Raw genomic sequence first — 18,511 nt, 5'->3', positions numbered from 1 at the left:
AACAGACTAAGACGTTAGAAAACTAATAATAATGATGATAAGCAACAGGGGCGATTTCACTATCGCCCCTGTTTTATTTTGGGTATCGGAGTCGCTTTGCGGCGGTATCACCGATGCAAACGGATCACGCCCTCCTGCACTGTAGAGGCAACCAGCACGCCCTGTTGGTTGTAGATCTGCCCGCGAACAAAGCCCCGCGCTCCTGAAGCTGAGGTGCTTTCTACGGCATACAGCAACCAGTTATCCAGACGGAATGGTCGGTGGAACCACATCGAATGGTCTATCGTGGCAATCTGCACTCCAGGCTCAAGGAAGCCAATGCCGTGCGGCTGCAAGGCGGTTGGCAGGAAATTGAAGTCAGAAGCATAGCCCAGCAAATATTGGTGAACCCGCAAGTCATCAGGTATTTCGCCATTGGCGCGGAACCAGACATAGCGATTTGGCTCTTCGACCGAACCTTGCAGCGGGTTATGGAATTTCACCGGGCGCATTTCAATTGGCTGATTGCCAATAAATTTTTCCCGCACTTTTTCGGGGATCAAATGTGCAAACTGACGGGCAATGTCACTCTCTGACATCAATCCATCTGGCGAGGGCACGTCCGGCATGGTGTTTTGGTGCTCAAATCCCTCCTCCTGACTCTGAAACGACGCCGTCATGTAGAAGATAGGTTTACCATTTTGAATAGCACTGATCCGGCGGGCGCTGAAACTGGTGCCATCACGTAACGTTTCGACGTCATAGATAATTGGCTTACTGCTATCCCCTGGGCGCAAAAAATAGCTGTGGAATGAGTGGACAATCCGATCCATGGGGACGGTTTGTTTTGCAGCATAGATAGCCTGACCGACGACCTGCCCGCCAAATACCTGGCGCAAGCCCAGATCTTCACTTTGGCCACGAAAGATCCCTTCTTCAATTTTTTCCAGATGGAGTAGATCGAGCAGTTTTGCTAATGGCTGGCTCATGTTGTGGCCCTTGATGGTTGAGTTCACCTACAGTGTGCTGAATCTGTTGGGGGGGCGTCAATATATTGCTGTGATCCCTGTTGGGCTAATGATCATCTTTTAAGGAATAGTCTGATAAACGGCTGAATCTTAGGGCAAACGGAAAGTCTCAGCAGATTGTGCTATAATTAGCGTGCTAGGTGGTTGAAGCCACTGATTAAACGCGTGCCTATTCTGTGAATAGTCAGCATCTTAATAATAAGAAGGAGTGCGACCTATGAAACCTTGGCAATCAATGACATTTTGGCAGGTAGCGGGTGGGGCAGCATTAGTGGTCAGTCTGGCTGGGTGTGCTCACCAAGGCGCTGATGTGCCAGTTCCTGCCCCTGCGGGGGTGACAGCAGCAGCTCCTATTGCGCAGCCTGCGGTGCAAGGAACAGTAAACATCCGCGAGCGCATTGCATTACCACCCGATGCCGTGGTTACGGTGACGCTGTCGGATGCCTCACTGGCTGATGCACCATCACGAGTCATTGCTCAGAAAGCGGTTCGTACTGAGGGCAAACAGGCGCCATTTACCTTTACCCTGCCGTTTAACCCATCAGATATCCAGCCAAACGCGCGCATCATTGTGAGTGCGGCGATCACCCATAATGGTCAGTTAATGTTTATCACTGATACCATTCAGGAGGTGATAAACCGTGGAGCCGGGACTCAGGCTAATTTGCAGCTGGTCCCCGTGACCTCCGTTGCCATAGAAACTGCACCGGCGACAACCCCAGGCGCTGCGACGATATCAGGTGCTACGACCACACCGTAGCCATCGAAGCGCCGCAGTATAACCACTATGCTGTGGCGCTGAGATTAACGGTACTGCCAACGATATTGCTGTAAATCAATTCTGCCCATGATATCAATTTGAATGCCCTCGGCCAATAATGCTTTTTTCTGCCTCAGATAATCATCACCAATTAATGATATTTCACCGTGGCGATTAATCACCCGATGCCAAGGCAATGCAGACCCCTGCGGTAAACGCTTTAGAACACCACCGACTTGCCGTGCCGCTCGTGGGGAACCAATTAACCGCGCAATATCACCATAAGTGGTGACCTGTCCGTAGGGGATAGCGGCCACAACCTGGAATACCCGCTGACGAAAACTGTCCATTATCGGTGGGCTATCATGCTCATCCTGATATTCCGTCGTCGTAGATTCATCCTGATTTTTGGGGGAGGTTTCTGATGATGTCACTGCATCCTCTTGCGGCTCTATTATTTGCATAGAGGATAGCGTCGCACGATATAAATAACATCGTCGATTATTTTTTTGCTTGAAGAGAATAGATTAAGCACAAACCTGAGTATGAGTGCGCAATAAACCACCGGTTAGCTGGTGTTACCTTGCTATTTGGCTGGGCATGGTCGATAATACCCACCGCTCCAGAGTACAAGGAGCCGTTAACGTCAATGGAGGTCCTGTTGGTTCTCCCGCAACACTAACTTGTGAACTCGGTCAGATCCGGAAGGAAGCAGCCGTAGCAGGTGAGGTGTGTGCTGGGATGTAGCTGGCAGGGCCTCCACCATTTCTGCTGTATAGATGTTTTATCTTGTTGATCTTATCTGAAGTCTCTTCCCCCCTGATAGCGATCTACCTTAAATCTCCCTATCCTATTCGCCAGACATTGCAGAATAGGCTGAGTATTGAACAGAAGAATAAGATCCTTTTCATTCCCCACTGGTTTGAACTTTCTATTTATACATTCAATCTGACATATGATTAATAATGTCTTGAAACTATTAGCGGTCAGACAAAATGTTAATAAATAGAGCGCTGAATCATTTTTACTTAAATGCTTTTACAGCATCCTGATAAGTCACAGGATTTCACCTAAGCGCAGGAACGCAATAGCGCGGGATTAAAGTTAACCTTCAATACCGTCGTTTTATCTAAGAAATTTATCTTAAATTAACAAACGTAAAAATCGCCTAGCGCATTGAAGCCGATAGATTTATCGGCTCAACGTTGTTGTGTCTTAACCAGCGTTAAGCGGACTATTTCACATGCTGCCAAACTGTAGGTGGAATTTTATCATAAAGCTTATTCATTGTGAGCTCAGCCAGACGATGATCAGCCGCTGAGTAAAATAATTCCAGCTCATCGTCGGAAAGTTCGTACTTATTCTTTTCAATTACACGTTCTAGCGTATCAATAGTCGTACATTTTCTTAAACGCATCAGGTAGTCAGTTTTTGTCATGGTGATTTTTCTTCTCGATATACAAATTAATATAGGGAAACTATCCCTTAAGTTTTCATCAGGGTACAGATGTATTCTCCTGAGAAAAGTCTGAATAAACGCTCTTTGGTTTTTTGCCAGCGACGCAATTCAGGATCATTGATCCCGTAACTACTAAACAGAGTATATGTATCGTCTAAATATTCTTCCACTAACTCTGAAAGGTCGCCGTCATCCGGGTATTTTATTTTAAAACTCATCACAAATGAAGCTATATGCTCGATCAAATCATTAAGTTGTAGATTTACAGCTGCTGTGGGGTCATTGACCCACCCATGGTGGCTATCACCAAGTGTAGCAATGCCTTCATCATACAAACTCTCACAGAGAAACTTCAGTTGGGCAATATCATGCCGCTTAGGCGAGTACTCATCCATATCATCCCCTCCGTAAAGTCTTAATTCGGTGTTGATAACACAATGTGAGTAGATTGATAATCATATAAGCGCAGACGCTTATCGTTAACCTAAATAAGCTTGCCTTGCTATGAATATAAATCATTTCTTCGTTCACCGCGCAACTTTATTACTTAATCTTACAATTCGTCAGCGGTTGACGGTCGATCATTGTTAATGATATCAAAAATTATTTTTTCCGGATGTACAATAAATGTTACAGCACTTGTTAGGGACTCTTCAGTATGGATGTCCAAACAAGGGTTAAAGATATGCCACTGATAACAGTAACTCATTGAATAATGGTTATCTTGCAAATGAGAAATATCAAGAATTTCTAATGAACCTGCTGTGTATCTGGCATTTTCAGAATAATACATTAAGCCGGAAACTAAACTTCCTTCAATTTCACGAATATTATTGTTGATAACCCGCTTCAGTAATGAGACTGGGTAACCCCCAGCAGTGAAGTCGCCAGCTATTTCATTGTTCATTAATTGTTCGCTCATGGTGGTAACAATAATTTATTATTGCATCATCATTGTTGCAAAAAATGCGATGACACTGTATTTCTGCAACTATTCTCATGATTTGAATGAGAAAAATCAGGTTTAATGCGGTTTTCAAGCAACATAGTTAGTTAACACTTCGTGAGGCTATTTAGGCCGTAAAGTTTCAATAACGCAATTTTGCAATGAAATAACTACCCTTAACGAGGATTTCTCATATTTTGGGATATTAAGTACGATTAACTTAACAACACTCTATTAATTTAGAGTGCTCTACGGGTTTGATCAAGAGGAGGGCTGCTAGATTACTTTTGTTTTATTGTGTTATTTATCGTGTTTAGAGCGCTAACGAGTCATTCTGGCACTAGAGTACCAAATCCCAGCCCGCGATGTTTTCTTGAATTCATTGATGATATGTGATGTTATAATGTATCATAAATTCATGTGTCTTTCTCTGATATGAATAAGCACTCTTTCCTTGCCCGGCTGAATCCCTTTCTTGCCTGGACGTTGTTCTCACTCTCCTCATTACAGCGCATCGGCGCCGTCGCCTTACTTTGCCTATTGCTGTGGTGTGCGATTTATTGGGCGAATGTACTGCCATGATAAATTTGAGAAAAATTGAAATCGGATATGATCGAAATCCACTGACACCCCCCATTGACGGCTGTTTTTCCGCCGGTTCCCTGACTGCAATTATTGGCGCAAATGGGGCAGGAAAATCCACGTTGCTTAAAACATTGGCGGGTTTGCAGCCGGTAGTTACTGGGCAATTAACCTTCGTTGGTGGGCGAGCACCGCAAATGGCCTATCTTCCCCAACAAGCCGAGTTAGATAAACAGTTCCCGATTGCGGTTCAGGATGTGGTCGCGATGGGATGCTGGCCGCAAAGTGGGTTACTTGGTGGGATAAATAATCAATCACGCCAACGAATAAAACAGGCACTCAATATGGTCGGTATGCAGGATATGGCGCGCCAGCCCGTGGGGGAGCTTTCCGGTGGTCAGTTGCAAAGAGTGTTGTTTGCTCGCCTTTGGGTACAGCAAGCGCAGCTGATTTTGCTCGATGAGCCTTTTACCGGCATCGACAGCCAAACGGTGCAGTTGCTCCTCGAAGTTATCCATCAATTACACCATGAGGGCCGGACCATTATTGCGGTTTTGCACGATATGTCGATGGTGGCTGAGCACTTCCCCGATGCATTGTGGCTAACCCCCAAAAGCTATTGTTGGCAGCAATCGGTGCTGGTTTTAGCCGAATTGCATCGCTCACACAGCGCTTCTTGCGCACTCTCCTCTGCGCCGCAACAGCCCGAACTGCTGAGGATGATCAGCGCATGACATTGATCCATTTACTGATTGATCCTTTTATGGATTTTGGTTTTATGCGCCGTGCACTGGTGGCTTGTTTGGCGCTCTCACTCAGTTCGGCCCCTTTAGGTGTTTTCTTATTGTTACGGCGAATGAGTTTAGTGGGTGATGCTCTGTCTCACGCGGTATTACCGGGGGCGGCGATAGGTTATTTGATTTCGGGGATGTCACTGGTTGCAATGGGGGTGGGTGGCTTTATTGCCGGATTGGCAGTTGCTGTGATGTCGGGGTGGGTCAGCCGTCGAACACTGTTAAAAGAGGATGCCAGTTTTGCCGGTTTCTATCTGGGGTCGCTGGCGTTAGGGGTGACGTTGGTCTCACTGCGTGGTTCCAGTATGGACCTGCTCCATGTGTTATTCGGTTCTATTTTGGCAGTTGATACCAACGCCATGACTATGGTGGGCGTAATCACCACATGCTCAATGCTGGCGCTAGCGGCTATTTACCGCGCGCTAGTGGTTGAATCTTTCGACCCTCTCTTTCTACGGGTCAGCATGGGCCGCTGGTTGATGGTGGTTCACGCGCTGTTTTTGTCGTTAGTGGTTCTCAATCTGGTGGCGGGCTTTCAGATCCTCGGCACTCTTATGTCGGTCGGACTGATGATGTTACCTGCCGCCAGTGCCCGTTTTTGGGCTAAAAATTTACCCCATACACTGGCTATCGCCATGGTGATCGGCATGGTTGCCAGTCTCGTTGGCTTGCTGTGGTCCTATTACGCCTCGCTACCTGCTGGTCCGGCGATTGTACTCAGTGCCAGCCTAATTTTCTTTTTGTCTATCTTATTTGGAACGCGCGGTGGGGTTTTGGTTACCGCGCGCCGTTAAGCAGTGCCTGTTAATAAAGGAGAGTTAAATGAAGCGTTTATCGATTAGTTTGGCGGTGGCTGCCCTGCTGTCAAGCCCATTGGCGATGGCAAAAACTATTGAAGCTGTTGCCAGTTTTTCTATTTTAGGTGACATCGTTCAGCAGGTGGGCGGCGAGCATGTCAATGTGATCACCTTAGTTGGGCCGAATGGTGATCCCCATGGTTTCGAACCCACGCCGAAAAATAGCAAACAGTTGTCCAAAGCGGATGTGGTGTTTGTCAGTGGATTAGGGTTGGAAGGGGGGTTAGAGCGGCTAATCAGCGCCTCGGGTTATAAAGGGCAGGTGGTCATTGCCTCTACCGGAGTTGATAGCCGTAAAATGGATGAGGAGGGTAAGAGGGTGACCGATCCTCATGCATGGAACAGCATGGCGAATGGCATTAAGTATGCTAACAACGTCATGAATGCATTGATTGTCGCAGACCCGGAAGATGCGGATTATTTCCGCAAGCGGGGTGGGGAATATATCCAGCAATTGGAAAAACTGGATGCTTATGCAAAAGCGCAGTTTGCCGCGATCCCCGCAGGGCAGCGAAAAGTCCTGACCAGCCATGATGCTTTTGGCTATTTTAGCCAGGAATATGGGGTTAACTTCTTGTCGCCAGTGGGTTTTTCAACTGAGTCTGAAGCCAGTGCCAGCGGTGTGGCGGCGTTGATTAACCAAATCAAGCAAGAGAAGATAAAAACCTATTTTATTGAGAATCAGACGGACCCACGTTTGGTCAAACAGATTGCCGCCGCCAGTGGTGCTAAAGCAGGGGGAGAGCTCTATCCTGAAGCATTGTCTCCCGCTGGTGGCCCGGCCGCGACCTACGCTGAAGCTTTCAAACACAATGTTGATACCCTTGTGGGCAGTATGAAATAGTTGCCGTAAATAGAGCTCAACCTCCGATTGTTAGCGGGGGTTGAGTGCGCTATCCCTTTATGACAGGTTGATCGTCAGCAAAAAAAAAAGCCCCGCAGAGCAGCAACGGGGCTTTTCACTACAGGTGACACCGAACTCATCCTTAACGCTTCTTATGGGTTCCGCCTTGAACCGCTTTAAAACGCGGATTACTTTTACAAATCACATACACCCGACCACGGCGACGGACGATTTTGCAATCTGGATGACGATTTTTTGCTGAACGTAATGAACTCAATACTTGCATGTTTAACTCTCAGAATTAGCTGGCTTTTTTGGTCAAGAAACTGCCAAAACGTTGTTGGAAACGGGCGGTGCTACCCTCTTTGGAAAACTCTTTCTGTTTACCGGTGTAATACGGATGTGAAGCCGAAGAGATATCCAACGTGACATAAGGGTAGGTCTGACCATCACGTTCAATCGTGCGTGCGGTGGCAATGGTTGAACCTACAGTGAAATAGGTATCTGCACTGGTATCGTGAAAAACCACGGTCCGATAGTTGGGATGAATGCCAGGTTTCATAGAAACTCCAATTGTTATGTTATATTATAACAATAATTATGCGCTTTTCATTTTCCTGTTTCAAGATCCGAATGAAAAAAACCCGCAAACCTGAAGTTCGCGGGTCTTTCTTTATTATTGCTAGCGGGCGATCAGAGGTTAGGCGACGACATGCAATCCAAGAACCGCAAAGACATTCGCTAAGATCCCGACAATAATCGCCGCAATAGGGCCTGCGGCTAGCTTCATTACCGGACGCCCACAAATTTCATTGAGGATATACAAGCTGACAACCAGGAAAATACCGGTGCCTGGCCAGATCTGGTTTGCCGCATTTACTCCGCCGACCAGCAGTGCAATCTCAAGAATTTGTGTCATGGCGGTGCGGATATTGTCACCGGACATTTTCAATGATGGGAAGCGGTTCATCACTTTGCCGATTCGGCTCAGACTGGTTATCTCTACCCCCATGGCACTGGCACCGAGGATACCAGCAACGACCGGGTTAGGTGCCAGATAGCCTAAACCGAGGAACCAGTCACACCAGCCGTTTGTACCATAAACGCCACTTATCATCGCAGTAGTAATAATCAGCGGCATAAAGGCGAGGGCTTGCACGATCGCCACGATCGCCGCAGAGGTAATTTGCCCTTTGCCGAGCAGTGCTGCCGCGATGGGTTCACCTGCGATCCAATGATAGTGGGCGGTAATGGCTATCAACGCCGCCATCGGCAGCAGGTAAATAGCATTTTTCCGAATCCGCTTAATATTGTCATCAAACAGGCTGTGCTCTATCTCCTCGCCGTGGCGTTTATCGCGGGATGCGAAAAACAGCAGGCAAATCATGCCAAACAGCATTGCAATGCCTTCTGGGCTAAGTGCAACTTCATTGCCGGCGATGGTCACTGGGTTAATACGTTCAACCACCACCCTGGCCAGAAAGGCGATAATGATGGTGATTAAGCCCGCTTTTTTGCCGAACTGATAACCGACAGCAATGGCGGGGAAAGCCACAAAAGCATAGATTATCGGATCACCCACGGATGCCAGCGCATCAAGGAAATTAACCGGCAGATAGGTGAAGCCTTTAATTAGCCCATCCAGTGCAATGGTGACGAGTGCACCATAAACAGCACCAATTGATACTGCCAGCTTAGTATTATTCAGTGATACCCCAATAATATCAGCGGTCAATAATACGATATGAATGACAATAACCCCGGTAGCCAAAGTGATAGGCATGGCAAAACCGGTAATAAAACCAATACTGATAGCAAAAGAGATCCCTGCCAGCTCTTTTCGGCTCATATTGCCGTTCATAAACTCCGGCATAATCGGCCGTAATCCATCGTGGTAAACCGCGATAGACTTATTGGCAAGAAAAGTGGCATAACCGCCCATTAGCGAAAAAAGAATAATCTTGATGAAATTAAATGATTCCATATCACTACCCCATCGGGGCCAGCAGACCCCAAGCTAATTGTTTATTATTTATGGATTATTTGTCGGCCAATAAAACGGCGCACAACACTTTTACTGAGTTTTCAACGCGATCATTGGTAAACCCGAAGGCTTTTTTGCCTTGATCTATCAATTGGCTGACATTAGCCTCTGAGGGTTGAGTTAGGGCATTGGCGATAGTGGCACATTTGTCGCGGCCAATCAGGGCATAGGCCATTGCCAGCGCGCCTCCTGCGCCGCTTTGGCAGGCCCCCACGTAATAGTCGAAGCTGCCATTTTTGACTTTCATGGCGGCATCCATGTCAGTGAATATTTCAGAAGAGACTTTCCCTGCACCATATTTGACTAAACATTCTTGTATTTCATTTTTATTAAGCTGCCCGCCAATCGCTATTTTAAGCATTTCTGTTTTTCCCATTTTTAATATTTTTGAATGGCCTGAATATATTCCATTATTGACTGGCATTGATAAGTGGTTGCCAGAAGGAGTGGCCGTTTTGTGGTGCGGGCGCAGCAAAGAATTCGCAAACAGTCGCGCCGACATCAGACATCGTTTCGCGGATACCAAGATGGATGGCTTGCGGCTGCGTATTCGTCATCCCTGCGTGGTAAACCAGCAGAGGCACCTGTTCCCGCGTGTGTTTACTGTGGCCGATCGTCGGATCATTACCGTGGTCAGCCATGATGACAAGACAATCACCTGTTGCCATGGCCGCCATAATTTTACCTAACATGTTATCGACCAATTCCAGGCGTTCAGCATAGCGTTCTACATCTTGCCCGTGGCCAGCGAGGTCAGTTTCCTGAATATTGGTGCAGATAAAAGCACTGCCTGCGCGTTGTATTTCTGCCAATGTGATATCCAAAATAGTTTGGGAATCAACTAATTGCTGATAGTTTCGCCCTGTGGGATTAGCCACGATATCGGCGACTTTGCCGACTAATACTGTTGGGACATTAACTTTCTCGAGCTGATGAGGAACCTGCACTGCTGCATCGACACCATAGCCCAGATGAATAACCTGAAAACCACTGTCGTAAACGCCTGATTTTGGGCTATTAATGCCAATGTATTGCTGCTGTTTGACTTCAGCCGCGCTGATGATTTTATGGCTATCCACTAATTGCCCGCCATAAGCGATAACGCGATTCACGGCGACACAACTGCGAACTATCCGGCCAATCCTCTCAACCAACTCAAAATCGACGGCACTTAAATTAGCACAAATATTAAAGACTTGACCTAAATCTGCTTCAAGATTATCACCAATTGCCACCGCATTATTGACCCAGAGGAGTTGCAGATCACTGCTATCCTCAGGCGCACTGCGCTGTTCAACCTGATAGCCCTGTTGGTGCAATGCATCAGCCACGCGCGATTTTACGGTAGAGAAAGGCATGGATAATGGCGAGCGGGGCAGGGTGCCCATGATCTCCTGATGGCCCATAAATGTGTCGCCGCCTTCATGCTGTAACAGGGCGACGCCAAAACTGGCCTGTGCACTCTCTTGCATTATGCTCTTGTTGAAATCCGGCGAGCCGATATGCAGCGCATTAAGTAATCCCAGTTTTTCCAAATGTGGCAAGCGCATCTCTGGATAGGTTTGCAAAATGTGGGCGCAGGTATTAGCCTCGATATCCTGTGGGCGAACCTCAGCGACATCAGGCATGGCACCTACGCCAAAGCTATCGATGACCAGTACGATAAACTTACTCATAACCCCTCCTGTCCAGTGGACCTTGGAATGGTATTACCCTGACTATCATAAATTCCGAGCAATCTTGGTTGGCCTGAATGAATCCCCGCGACCAGCGCCACATCACTGCGGGTGACGAAAATTTGAGTACGAAAACACATCACCACCGGAGAGCCGACGGCGAAGGGTTCAGTGAGACTGAGGGTGTAGTCGATGCTGTCAACTGTTGGGTTCAGAACTTTGCTCGAATGCCACTGTTGATCATGGACTAACGCGTGACTCAAATGGCCGCGCCGATAGTATCCGCCACCGTAGCAATAGCTTCTGCCTTGATGGTTATGGGAAATCTCCGTCAGATAGAGCATGGCGACATGCTCAGGTTGCTCACCCTGTTGATTGGATGGCATGGTGCCGGTCAATGAGTGCCCCGGTTCTGCATGGGTCACGCCATAGCGCGCCAGTAACGGGATGCTTTCAACGCAGGTTGCGGAAGGGCCATTGATCTGCTCCACGCGAATGCCTTCTCGTTCAAGGATGCCCTTTGCTTCAATCAACGTTTTGAGGTTCGGGCTAGGGAGCGTCTTCCCTTTCTCACTATCAAAAAGCATGCAGGGGAAGTGTGTCACGCCCACCAAACGGACTCCGCCCAAGGTTTTTATTTCATTGATAGCTGCGGGCAGTTCATCCAGTGCGAATCCGGCTTCTTGGCCTGGATAGATAAGATCATTGGGGTGCCAAACCTTCAACAGTAATGCCTGCTCTATGCCTTGGCGCAGGGCGGCTTTGGCAATTTCGCGGGCCTTGGCGATGCTGTAAACCGTGATGACTTCTGGCTGGTGGGAGACCACTTCTTCCACCATTCCACTGGGGATTTGCACCAGATGACCCACGTGGGCGACAGGTAGATTATGCTGATAGAGCTGACGCGCTTCTTTGAAATCCACGGCTACGATGCCTTGATAGCCGCACTCCAGCAGCAGCTTGCAAAGCAGCGGGTTTCGACCAAACTGTTTGCTCATGAGATAAAGTGTAATGCCATGGCGAGCGGCAGTTTCCAGTAATAAGTCTGCATTTTTTCTGACCTGATCAACATCAATAACGTAGCTGTCAGGTTTTATCGCCCCTTGCTGCCACAGTAAAAGAGCGGCTTCCATCAGTGCTGGATTCTGTTTTTGTAACGCTTTTAGTAGCATTTTAGATCCTTAAATTACTACATAATTTTCATTTTTTTGAATATTTAGTTTATACAGATGCGATCAATATTCCGTTTGCTGAGCAAGATACAGGCCATATAGGTTCGCTAATAAATAGCCTATTTCGTGGTCAGGAACCTCGAAGGCAAACAGAGAAAGTAAATCGTTGTTAATTATCCTAATATCGGCAAAAACAGCTGTTGCTTCAATTTCTTTTAATATTTCATCGTCGATAGCCGGGATCACCTCTCCCTGATTCGCCCGCATCAAGGCATTTGCCATATGAGTGATCAGCATCTCTCCCTGAGGGTGGCGTAGAGATAATTTCCAATGTTGCTCCAGACGTTCGAGAACCCTGATCATCCCAAGATAGACTGATGAATCAATAACCTGTGCGTCATAAAGGATTTTTAATCTCGTTTCCATTTAGTATTATCCGGTTTTTTATTTATCTTCATTTTTATGAATATTTACATAATAATAATTTATTGTTGCTCTGCAAATGCTCTGTGGGCTATTTGGTATATTGATCACAATATAATCATATTGACCGAATCGACAGCTTTATCTTGGTGATAATGCCCTGTTTTCTGCTGGATAACTGAGGGAAGGGGGCTAACGGGAGACAAAGAAAAAGGCCGCTGAACGCGGCCTTCAAATATCACATCATCTGCTGCGAATAAGGTTTACTTCGGCTTATGCTCAACGGCATGTGCGTGCTCTACATCTTCATTTTTCCGGCTAAAGCGGCGGCGCACCACCACGAAGAATACTGGAACGAAGAAGATAGCCAGTACGGTGGCGGTGATCATCCCGCCCATAACACCCGTACCTACCGCATTCTGTGCACCAGAACCGGCACCACTACTGATAACCAGTGGCAGAACCCCAAGGATAAAGGCCAGCGAGGTCATCAAAATTGGGCGCAGACGCATACGCACGGCTTCCAACGTTGACTCCACCAAGCCTTTGCCCTCTTTGTCCATCAAGTCTTTGGCGAACTCAACAATCAAGATGGCGTTCTTGGCCGATAGCCCAATGGTGGTCAACAAGCCTACCTGGAAGTAAACGTCATTATTCAGGCCGCGCAGTGAGGCTGCCAGTAATGCACCGACTACACCCAGTGGTACCACCAACATCACTGAGAATGGAATCGACCAGCTTTCATACAACGCCGCCAGACATAAGAAGACCACAATCAGTGAGATGGCGTACAGTGCTGGAGCCTGGTTACCCGACAAACGTTCCTGATAGGACATACCCGTCCAGTCATATCCGATGCCGCTTGGTAATTTACCCGCCAGTTCCTGCATCAGGTCCATTGCTTCACCAGTACTTTTACCCGGTGCAGCCTGACCCAAAATTTCCATGGAAGGTAAACCGTTGTAACGTTCAAGCCGTGGTGAGCCATATTCCCATTTCGCGCTAGAGAAGGTGGCAAATGAGACCATTTGTCCAGAGCTGTTACGGACATACCACTTATCAATATCACCCGGTAACATACGGAATGGTGCGTCAGCCTGTACGTAAACTTTCTTCACGCGACCACGGTCGATAAAGTCGTTTACATAGCTGCCGCCCATGGCAGAGCCGAGGGTGGTATTGATATCAGAAATAGATACGCCAAGGGCCTGTGCTTTTTCCTGATCAACTTCCACTTTGAACTGAGGTGTATCTTCCAGTCCGTTAGGGCGCATACCGACCAGCATATCCGGATGTTGCGCCGCCATGCCGAGCAGTTCGTTACGGGCTTCAGTCAATTTCTGATGCCCCACGTTACCTTGGTCAATCAACTGGAAGTCGAAGCCGGTTGCCGTACCCAATTCTACAATCGCTGGCAAGTTAAAGGCGAATACCAAACCATCTTTAATTTGCGAGAAGGCCGCAGATGCACGGGCCACAATCGCTGGAACTTTGTTTTGCTCGCCCGGACGCTCATCCCAGTTTTTCAGACTGACGAATGCCAAACCGGTGTTCTGACCTTGACCACTGAAACCGAAGCCGTTAACGGTAAATACCGAGTTAACTACGTCTTTTTCTTTGTCGAGGTAATAGTCAGTCACCTGATTTAACACTTTCTGAGTACGTTCTTGCGTCGCACCAGCAGGCATTTGCACCATGGTCAGGAATACGCCCTGATCCTCTTCTGGCAAGAATGATGTGGGTAAACGCAGGAACAGCACGCCCATCCCAATTACGATGGCCAGATAGATCACCAAATAGCGGCCAGTGCTGCGCAAGATATTGGCAACGCTGTCGGTATAGTGGTGGGTGCTTTTTTCGAACATGCGGTTAAACCAACCGAAGAAGCCGGTTTTTGGCCCATGCTCGCCTTTGGCGATAGGTTTCAGCATCGTTGCGCACAATGCTGGTGTCAGAATCAATGCCACCAACACCGAAAGCACCATTGCCGAAACGATAGTAATGGAGAACTGACGATAGATTGCGCCCGTTGCACCGCCGAAGAAGGCCATCGGGATAAATACCGCAGACAGAACCATCGCGATCCCCACCAATGCGCCCTGGATTTGCTCCATGGATTTTTTGGTGGCTTCTTTTGGCGGTAGCCCCTCCTCTTGCATCACTCGTTCGACGTTCTCGACGACCACGATGGCGTCATCCACCAATAGCCCTATCGCCAACACCATCCCGAACATCGTTAGGGTGTTTATCGAATAGCCAAAGGCGGAGAGAATGGCAAATGTACCCAGCAATACCACCGGTACTGCAATCGTTGGGATCAACGTTGCACGGAAGTTTTGCAGGAACAGATACATCACCAGGAACACCAGAATAATGGCTTCTACCAGTGTCTTAACCACTTCGTTAATAGAGATCTTAACGAACGGTGTGGTGTCATACGGATAAACGACTTTCAACCCTGCCGGGAAGAACGGCTGCAATTTTGCCAGCTCAGCTTTTACCGCAGCAGAAGTATCCAGGGCGTTAGCCCCTGTCGCCAGCTTGATACCGATACCAGCAGCTGGTTTGCCGTTATAACGGGCGATGATGTTATAGCTTTCAGCGCCGAGCTGGACGATAGCCACATCTTTTAAGCGAACCTGCGAACCATCGGTATTCACTTTCAGCAAGATCTGGCTGAACTCTTCAGCATTGGTCAAACGAGTCTGCGCAATGATTGATGAGTTCAGTTCCTGACCAGGTACGGGAGGAGTCCCGCCCAACTGACCGGCTGCAACCTGATTGTTTTGTACTTTAATCGCATTGATAACATCAACCGGCGTCAGGTTAAAGTTATTCAGTTTGTGCGGGTCCATCCAGATACGCATCGCGTATTGGGAACCAAATAGCTGAACATCACCCACACCGGCGGTACGGCTGATTGGATCTTTAACGTTAGAACCCACATAGTCAGCGATATCTTCTTGTTGCATGGTGCCGTCTTCAGAAATAAAGCCGGCAACCATCAGGAAGCTACTACTGGACTTTTCAACGCTCACACCCTGCTGCTGCACTTCTTGCGGCAGTAACGGCATGGCTAATTGCAGTTTGTTCTGGACCTGAACCTGAGCGATATCCGGGTCAGTGCCTGAGTTAAAGGTCAACGTCAACTGAACGTTACCGGAGGAGTCACTGCTGGAAGACATATACAACAGGTTGTCGATACCGTTCATGTTCTGTTCGATAACCTGCGTCACTGTATTCTGAACAGTAGTCGCATCGGCGCCAGGATAGTTGGCGGAGATTGTAATTGCCGGAGGCGCAATAGTCGGATATTGCGCAACAGGTAATTTCATTATCGCAAGTGCACCGGCCAACATCAAAATGATGGCGATAACCCAGGCGAAAATAGGGCGATCTATAAAGAACTTAGCCATGAATTACCGGCTCCTTTTAAGACTTCTTCGCTGTATCAGCTGGGGCTGCTTTTGGTGCTGGAGTCGTGACTTCCTGCACTTTTACCTGTACGCCCGGTCTGATTTTCTGCAAGCCGGAAACAATAAGACGATCACCTGCTTTCAACCCTTCTGTAACCAACCATTTATCACCAATGGCCTGGTTAGCAACCAGCGTACGCAATTCAACTTTGTCATCGGCACCGACGACCATCGCTGTTGCTTCGCCACGCGGGTTACGTGTCACACCTTGTTGAGGCACTAACAGCGCGTCAGGTCTAACACCTTCATCCAAACGGGCGCGGACAAACATCCCCGGCAGTAAGGCTTCATTCGGGTTAGGGAAGATTGCACGAATTGTAATCGAACCGGTGGTCTCATCCACTGTCACACCAGAGAACTCCAGCGTACCAGTTTCAGCGTACTCAGTACCGTTTTCCAGTAACAAGCGAACCTTGGCTTTACCGTCTTCCTGCTTGAGCGTGCCATCAGCCAGCTCTTTTTTCAGGCGCAAGAACTCATCGCTTGATTGCGTTACATCGACATACATCGGATCAAGCTGCTGAACCGTGGTCATCGCTGTTGCCTGACCACTGGTCACCAGCGCACCTTCAGTCACTGAAGATTTACCGGTACGGCCACTGATTGGCGAGGTCACTTGAGTATATGCCAGATTAATGCGCGCAGTTTCTACCGCAGCTTTTGCGGCAAGAACCGTCGCATTAGCTTGCATAGCGCTAGATACCGCCTGGTCATACTCTTGCTTACTGATGTAGTTTGTACCCAGTAATGGTTTGTAGCGATTTACCGTCAGACGTGCAATTTCAGCGGCAGCTTGTGCTTTGGCTAAATCACCTTTTGCGCTGTCATAAGCGGCCTGATAAGTGGCTGGATCAATTTGATAAAGTGATGTTCCTGCGGTGACATCACTGCCTTCAACATAGTTACGTTTTAGAATAATCCCGCTAACTTGCGGACGAACTTCTGCAACACGGAATGCGGACGTGCGGCCTGGTAGTTCGGTTGTGATATTCAGTGGTGCCGCTTTCAATGTCACAATGCCGACTTCAGGTGCCTGTTGAGCATGGGCTTGCGCCGCATCTTTGTCATTACATCCTATAAGTACTAAGCTGCCTGAAAGTACCAGAATTGCAGCCAGAGGCATTACCCCTCTGTTTTTGCTCATAGATAAACCTCAAGTGTCCGATTTTTAATTTAATTCAATGGATCACAAGCTTTAAAACCCATTGCTGCGTAAATTATATGTGCGTGCTATGGTACATACATTCGTGAATGTATGTAAATCGCACCCCCTCGAAAAAACAACGCTATGGCACGAAAAACCAAACAGCAAGCCGAAGAGACCCGGCAACAAATTCTGGATGCCGCAGTGCGGGAGTTTTCTGCGCATGGCGTTTCCGGCACCTCGCTTACAGATATTGCTGCTGCCGCAGGTGTCACCCGTGGCGCAATTTACTGGCACTTCAAGAATAAGGTAGACCTGTTTAACGAAATTTGGGAGTTATCAGAGTCTAAAATTGATCAGCTCGAATCAGAGTATCAGGTAAAATATCCTGATAATCCACTCCGAATCTTACGTGAAATACTTATCTATGTTCTTGTTTCCACGCGTGAGGATTGCCGACGCCGCGCATTGATGGAAATTGTCTTCCATAAATGTGAGTTTGTCGGTGAGATGTCCTCGGTCCATGATGCACGCAAAGTTCTTGATTTAGCTAGTTATGAGCGAATTGAGGCCGTTTTGCAAGGCTGTATTGATGCGAATCAATTGCCCGCTAATCTGGATACTTGTCGCGCTGCGATTATCATGAGAGCTTATATTACAGGTTTGATGGAAAACTGGCTCTTTATGCCAGAAAGTTTTGATATAAAACAAGAGGCGCCGATATTAATCGACGCCTATTTGGATATGCTAGCCCACAGCCTTTCATTGCGTAAAGAGACTAATAGCAAGGTATAGGATTATCTGGAGTGGCTTTTATGAGGAGTGCATTATGAGTTCACTGGTTGTGATTGCCAATGGTGCCGCTTATGGCCATGAATCACTATTTAATGCTCTGCGTTTATCCATCACATTGAAAGAGCAACAAACCGATCTCGATTTACGCCTATTTTTGATGTCGGATGCAGTTATCGCCGGTATTCACGGGCAACAACCTCGGGAAGGTTATAATTTGCAGCAGATGCTGGAAATTCTCACGGCACAAAATGTCCCCGTTAAATTATGTAAAACCTGCGCAGATGCCCGTGGCATGAGTGGGTTAACACTGGTCGATGGTGTGGAAGTTGGTACTTTGATAGAGCTGGCGCAGTGGACGTTGGCTGCTGAGAAAGTGCTGACATTCTAAATGACGAGAGGATTACCGCTAATCGTCTTTCTAACCAATGTGTATTACTGGCGGTTACATCCTAATCAATAACAAATGCGTAACTGCCCGCATAATTGCAGCTATTCACGCGCTGAAAGACTTTTCTTATTATTACCCGAGACT

At 47.6% G+C, this 18,511-nt stretch carries 21 protein-coding genes and 1 other RNA gene; 8 read left to right on the top strand and 14 right to left on the bottom strand.

The features are described 5' to 3' along the window. Positions 1-107 precede the first annotated feature (107 nt). Entirely contained in the window at positions 108-968 is an 861-nt protein-coding gene (gene tesB, locus AACW11_RS11025) for an acyl-CoA thioesterase II (protein ID WP_212584317.1), read from the bottom strand. A 256-nt stretch (positions 969-1,224) separates the two neighbouring features. Here tesB and AACW11_RS11020 point away from each other — a divergent pair, with 256 nt between their 5' ends. Then, on the top strand, positions 1,225-1,767 hold the full coding sequence (locus AACW11_RS11020; RefSeq protein WP_212584316.1) for a YbaY family lipoprotein: 543 nt from the start codon (positions 1,225-1,227) through the stop codon (positions 1,765-1,767). Between the two features lie 44 nt (positions 1,768-1,811). Here AACW11_RS11020 and AACW11_RS11015 read toward each other — a convergent pair whose 3' ends face one another. Next, positions 1,812-2,231: an MGMT family protein gene (locus tag AACW11_RS11015; RefSeq protein ID WP_249192712.1), complete on the bottom strand. Its 420-nt coding sequence runs from the start codon at positions 2,229-2,231 to the stop codon at positions 1,812-1,814. A 195-nt stretch (positions 2,232-2,426) separates the two neighbouring features. Here AACW11_RS11015 and ffs point away from each other — a divergent pair. Then, an RNA gene (gene ffs, locus AACW11_RS11010) (signal recognition particle sRNA small type) lies at positions 2,427-2,523 on the top strand. Between the two features lie 478 nt (positions 2,524-3,001). Here ffs and ymoA read toward each other — a convergent pair. The 3 genes from ymoA to AACW11_RS10995 form a co-directional block, all read right to left on the bottom strand. After that, positions 3,002-3,205 carry an expression modulating protein YmoA gene (gene ymoA / locus AACW11_RS11005; RefSeq protein ID WP_002208622.1) on the bottom strand — a complete coding sequence of 68 codons (204 nt, stop codon included), beginning with the start codon at positions 3,203-3,205 and terminating at the stop codon, positions 3,002-3,004. Between the two features lie 47 nt (positions 3,206-3,252). Then, a complete protein-coding gene (gene tomB / locus AACW11_RS11000) occupies positions 3,253-3,621 on the bottom strand; it encodes an Hha toxicity modulator TomB (RefSeq protein WP_005272706.1) in 369 nt (122 codons plus the stop codon). Between the two features lie 158 nt (positions 3,622-3,779). Then, positions 3,780-4,133: a hypothetical protein gene (locus AACW11_RS10995; RefSeq protein WP_212584403.1), complete on the bottom strand. Its 354-nt coding sequence runs from the start codon at positions 4,131-4,133 to the stop codon at positions 3,780-3,782. A gap of 474 nt (positions 4,134-4,607) precedes the next feature. Between AACW11_RS10995 and AACW11_RS10990 the strand changes: the two genes are divergently transcribed. From AACW11_RS10990 to AACW11_RS10975, 4 genes are read left to right on the top strand one after another with little or no spacing between them, the layout of a single operon-like run. After that, positions 4,608-4,754 carry a hypothetical protein gene (locus AACW11_RS10990; protein WP_212584315.1) on the top strand — a complete coding sequence of 49 codons (147 nt, stop codon included), beginning with the start codon at positions 4,608-4,610 and terminating at the stop codon, positions 4,752-4,754. Further along, the gene (locus AACW11_RS10985; protein ID WP_212584314.1) at positions 4,751-5,488 is read left to right on the top strand and encodes a metal ABC transporter ATP-binding protein; all 738 of its coding nucleotides are present in this window, start codon (positions 4,751-4,753) and stop codon (positions 5,486-5,488) included. Before AACW11_RS10990 ends, AACW11_RS10985 begins: the two co-directional genes overlap by 4 nt. Continuing rightward, a complete protein-coding gene (locus AACW11_RS10980) occupies positions 5,485-6,342 on the top strand; it encodes a metal ABC transporter permease (RefSeq protein WP_212584313.1) in 858 nt (285 codons plus the stop codon). The genes AACW11_RS10985 and AACW11_RS10980 overlap by 4 nt, the downstream gene beginning before the upstream one ends. Before the next feature lie 28 nt (positions 6,343-6,370). Further along, positions 6,371-7,249 carry a metal ABC transporter substrate-binding protein gene (locus AACW11_RS10975; RefSeq protein ID WP_212584312.1) on the top strand — a complete coding sequence of 293 codons (879 nt, stop codon included), beginning with the start codon at positions 6,371-6,373 and terminating at the stop codon, positions 7,247-7,249. Between the two features lie 142 nt (positions 7,250-7,391). Here the strand turns inward: AACW11_RS10975 and ykgO are convergent, their stop codons facing one another. The 9 genes from ykgO to acrA all read right to left on the bottom strand — a co-directional run bounded on the left by ykgO (position 7,392) and on the right by acrA (position 17,184). Next, entirely contained in the window at positions 7,392-7,535 is a 144-nt protein-coding gene (ykgO, locus tag AACW11_RS10970) for a type B 50S ribosomal protein L36 (RefSeq protein WP_002208618.1), read from the bottom strand. A 15-nt stretch (positions 7,536-7,550) separates the two neighbouring features. Continuing rightward, the gene (locus tag AACW11_RS10965) at positions 7,551-7,811 is read right to left on the bottom strand and encodes a type B 50S ribosomal protein L31 (protein WP_032812957.1); all 261 of its coding nucleotides are present in this window, start codon (positions 7,809-7,811) and stop codon (positions 7,551-7,553) included. A 138-nt stretch (positions 7,812-7,949) separates the two neighbouring features. Continuing rightward, complete coding sequence (locus tag AACW11_RS10960) at positions 7,950-9,233, bottom strand: YhfT family protein (RefSeq protein ID WP_212584311.1); 1,284 nt, start codon at positions 9,231-9,233, stop codon at positions 7,950-7,952. Between the two features lie 55 nt (positions 9,234-9,288). Next, complete coding sequence (locus AACW11_RS10955) at positions 9,289-9,654, bottom strand: DUF2620 domain-containing protein (protein ID WP_212584310.1); 366 nt, start codon at positions 9,652-9,654, stop codon at positions 9,289-9,291. 49 nt (positions 9,655-9,703) lie between these two features. After that, entirely contained in the window at positions 9,704-10,969 is a 1,266-nt protein-coding gene (locus AACW11_RS10950; RefSeq protein ID WP_212584309.1) for a phosphopentomutase, read from the bottom strand. Continuing rightward, positions 10,966-12,141, bottom strand: coding sequence for a YhfX family PLP-dependent enzyme (locus tag AACW11_RS10945; RefSeq protein ID WP_212584308.1), 1,176 nt, complete (start codon positions 12,139-12,141; stop codon positions 10,966-10,968). Before AACW11_RS10945 ends, AACW11_RS10950 begins: the two co-directional genes overlap by 4 nt. Before the next feature lie 63 nt (positions 12,142-12,204). Continuing rightward, on the bottom strand, positions 12,205-12,567 hold the full coding sequence (locus AACW11_RS10940; RefSeq protein WP_212584307.1) for a PRD domain-containing protein: 363 nt from the start codon (positions 12,565-12,567) through the stop codon (positions 12,205-12,207). Between the two features lie 260 nt (positions 12,568-12,827). Beyond that, the gene (gene acrB / locus AACW11_RS10935; protein ID WP_212584306.1) at positions 12,828-15,980 is read right to left on the bottom strand and encodes an efflux RND transporter permease AcrB; all 3,153 of its coding nucleotides are present in this window, start codon (positions 15,978-15,980) and stop codon (positions 12,828-12,830) included. A gap of 16 nt (positions 15,981-15,996) precedes the next feature. Continuing rightward, complete coding sequence (gene acrA / locus AACW11_RS10930) at positions 15,997-17,184, bottom strand: efflux RND transporter adaptor subunit AcrA (RefSeq protein ID WP_212584305.1); 1,188 nt, start codon at positions 17,182-17,184, stop codon at positions 15,997-15,999. 144 nt (positions 17,185-17,328) lie between these two features. Here acrA and acrR point away from each other — a divergent pair, with 144 nt between their 5' ends. After that, complete coding sequence (gene acrR / locus AACW11_RS10925; protein WP_212584304.1) at positions 17,329-17,979, top strand: multidrug efflux transporter transcriptional repressor AcrR; 651 nt, start codon at positions 17,329-17,331, stop codon at positions 17,977-17,979. Positions 17,980-18,013: 34 nt separating this feature from the next. After that, positions 18,014-18,367, top strand: a complete 354-nt coding sequence (locus AACW11_RS10920; protein ID WP_212584303.1) for a DsrE/DsrF/TusD sulfur relay family protein — start codon at positions 18,014-18,016, stop codon at positions 18,365-18,367. Positions 18,368-18,511 lie beyond the last annotated feature (144 nt).

It is taken from the genome of Yersinia sp. Marseille-Q3913 (assembly GCF_963892745.1).
GTDB classification, from domain to species: Bacteria; Pseudomonadota; Gammaproteobacteria; order Enterobacterales; family Enterobacteriaceae; genus Yersinia; species Yersinia bercovieri.
The sequence above is the reverse complement of the archived record's forward strand: the minus strand, read 5'-3'. Positions and strand labels throughout refer to the sequence as shown.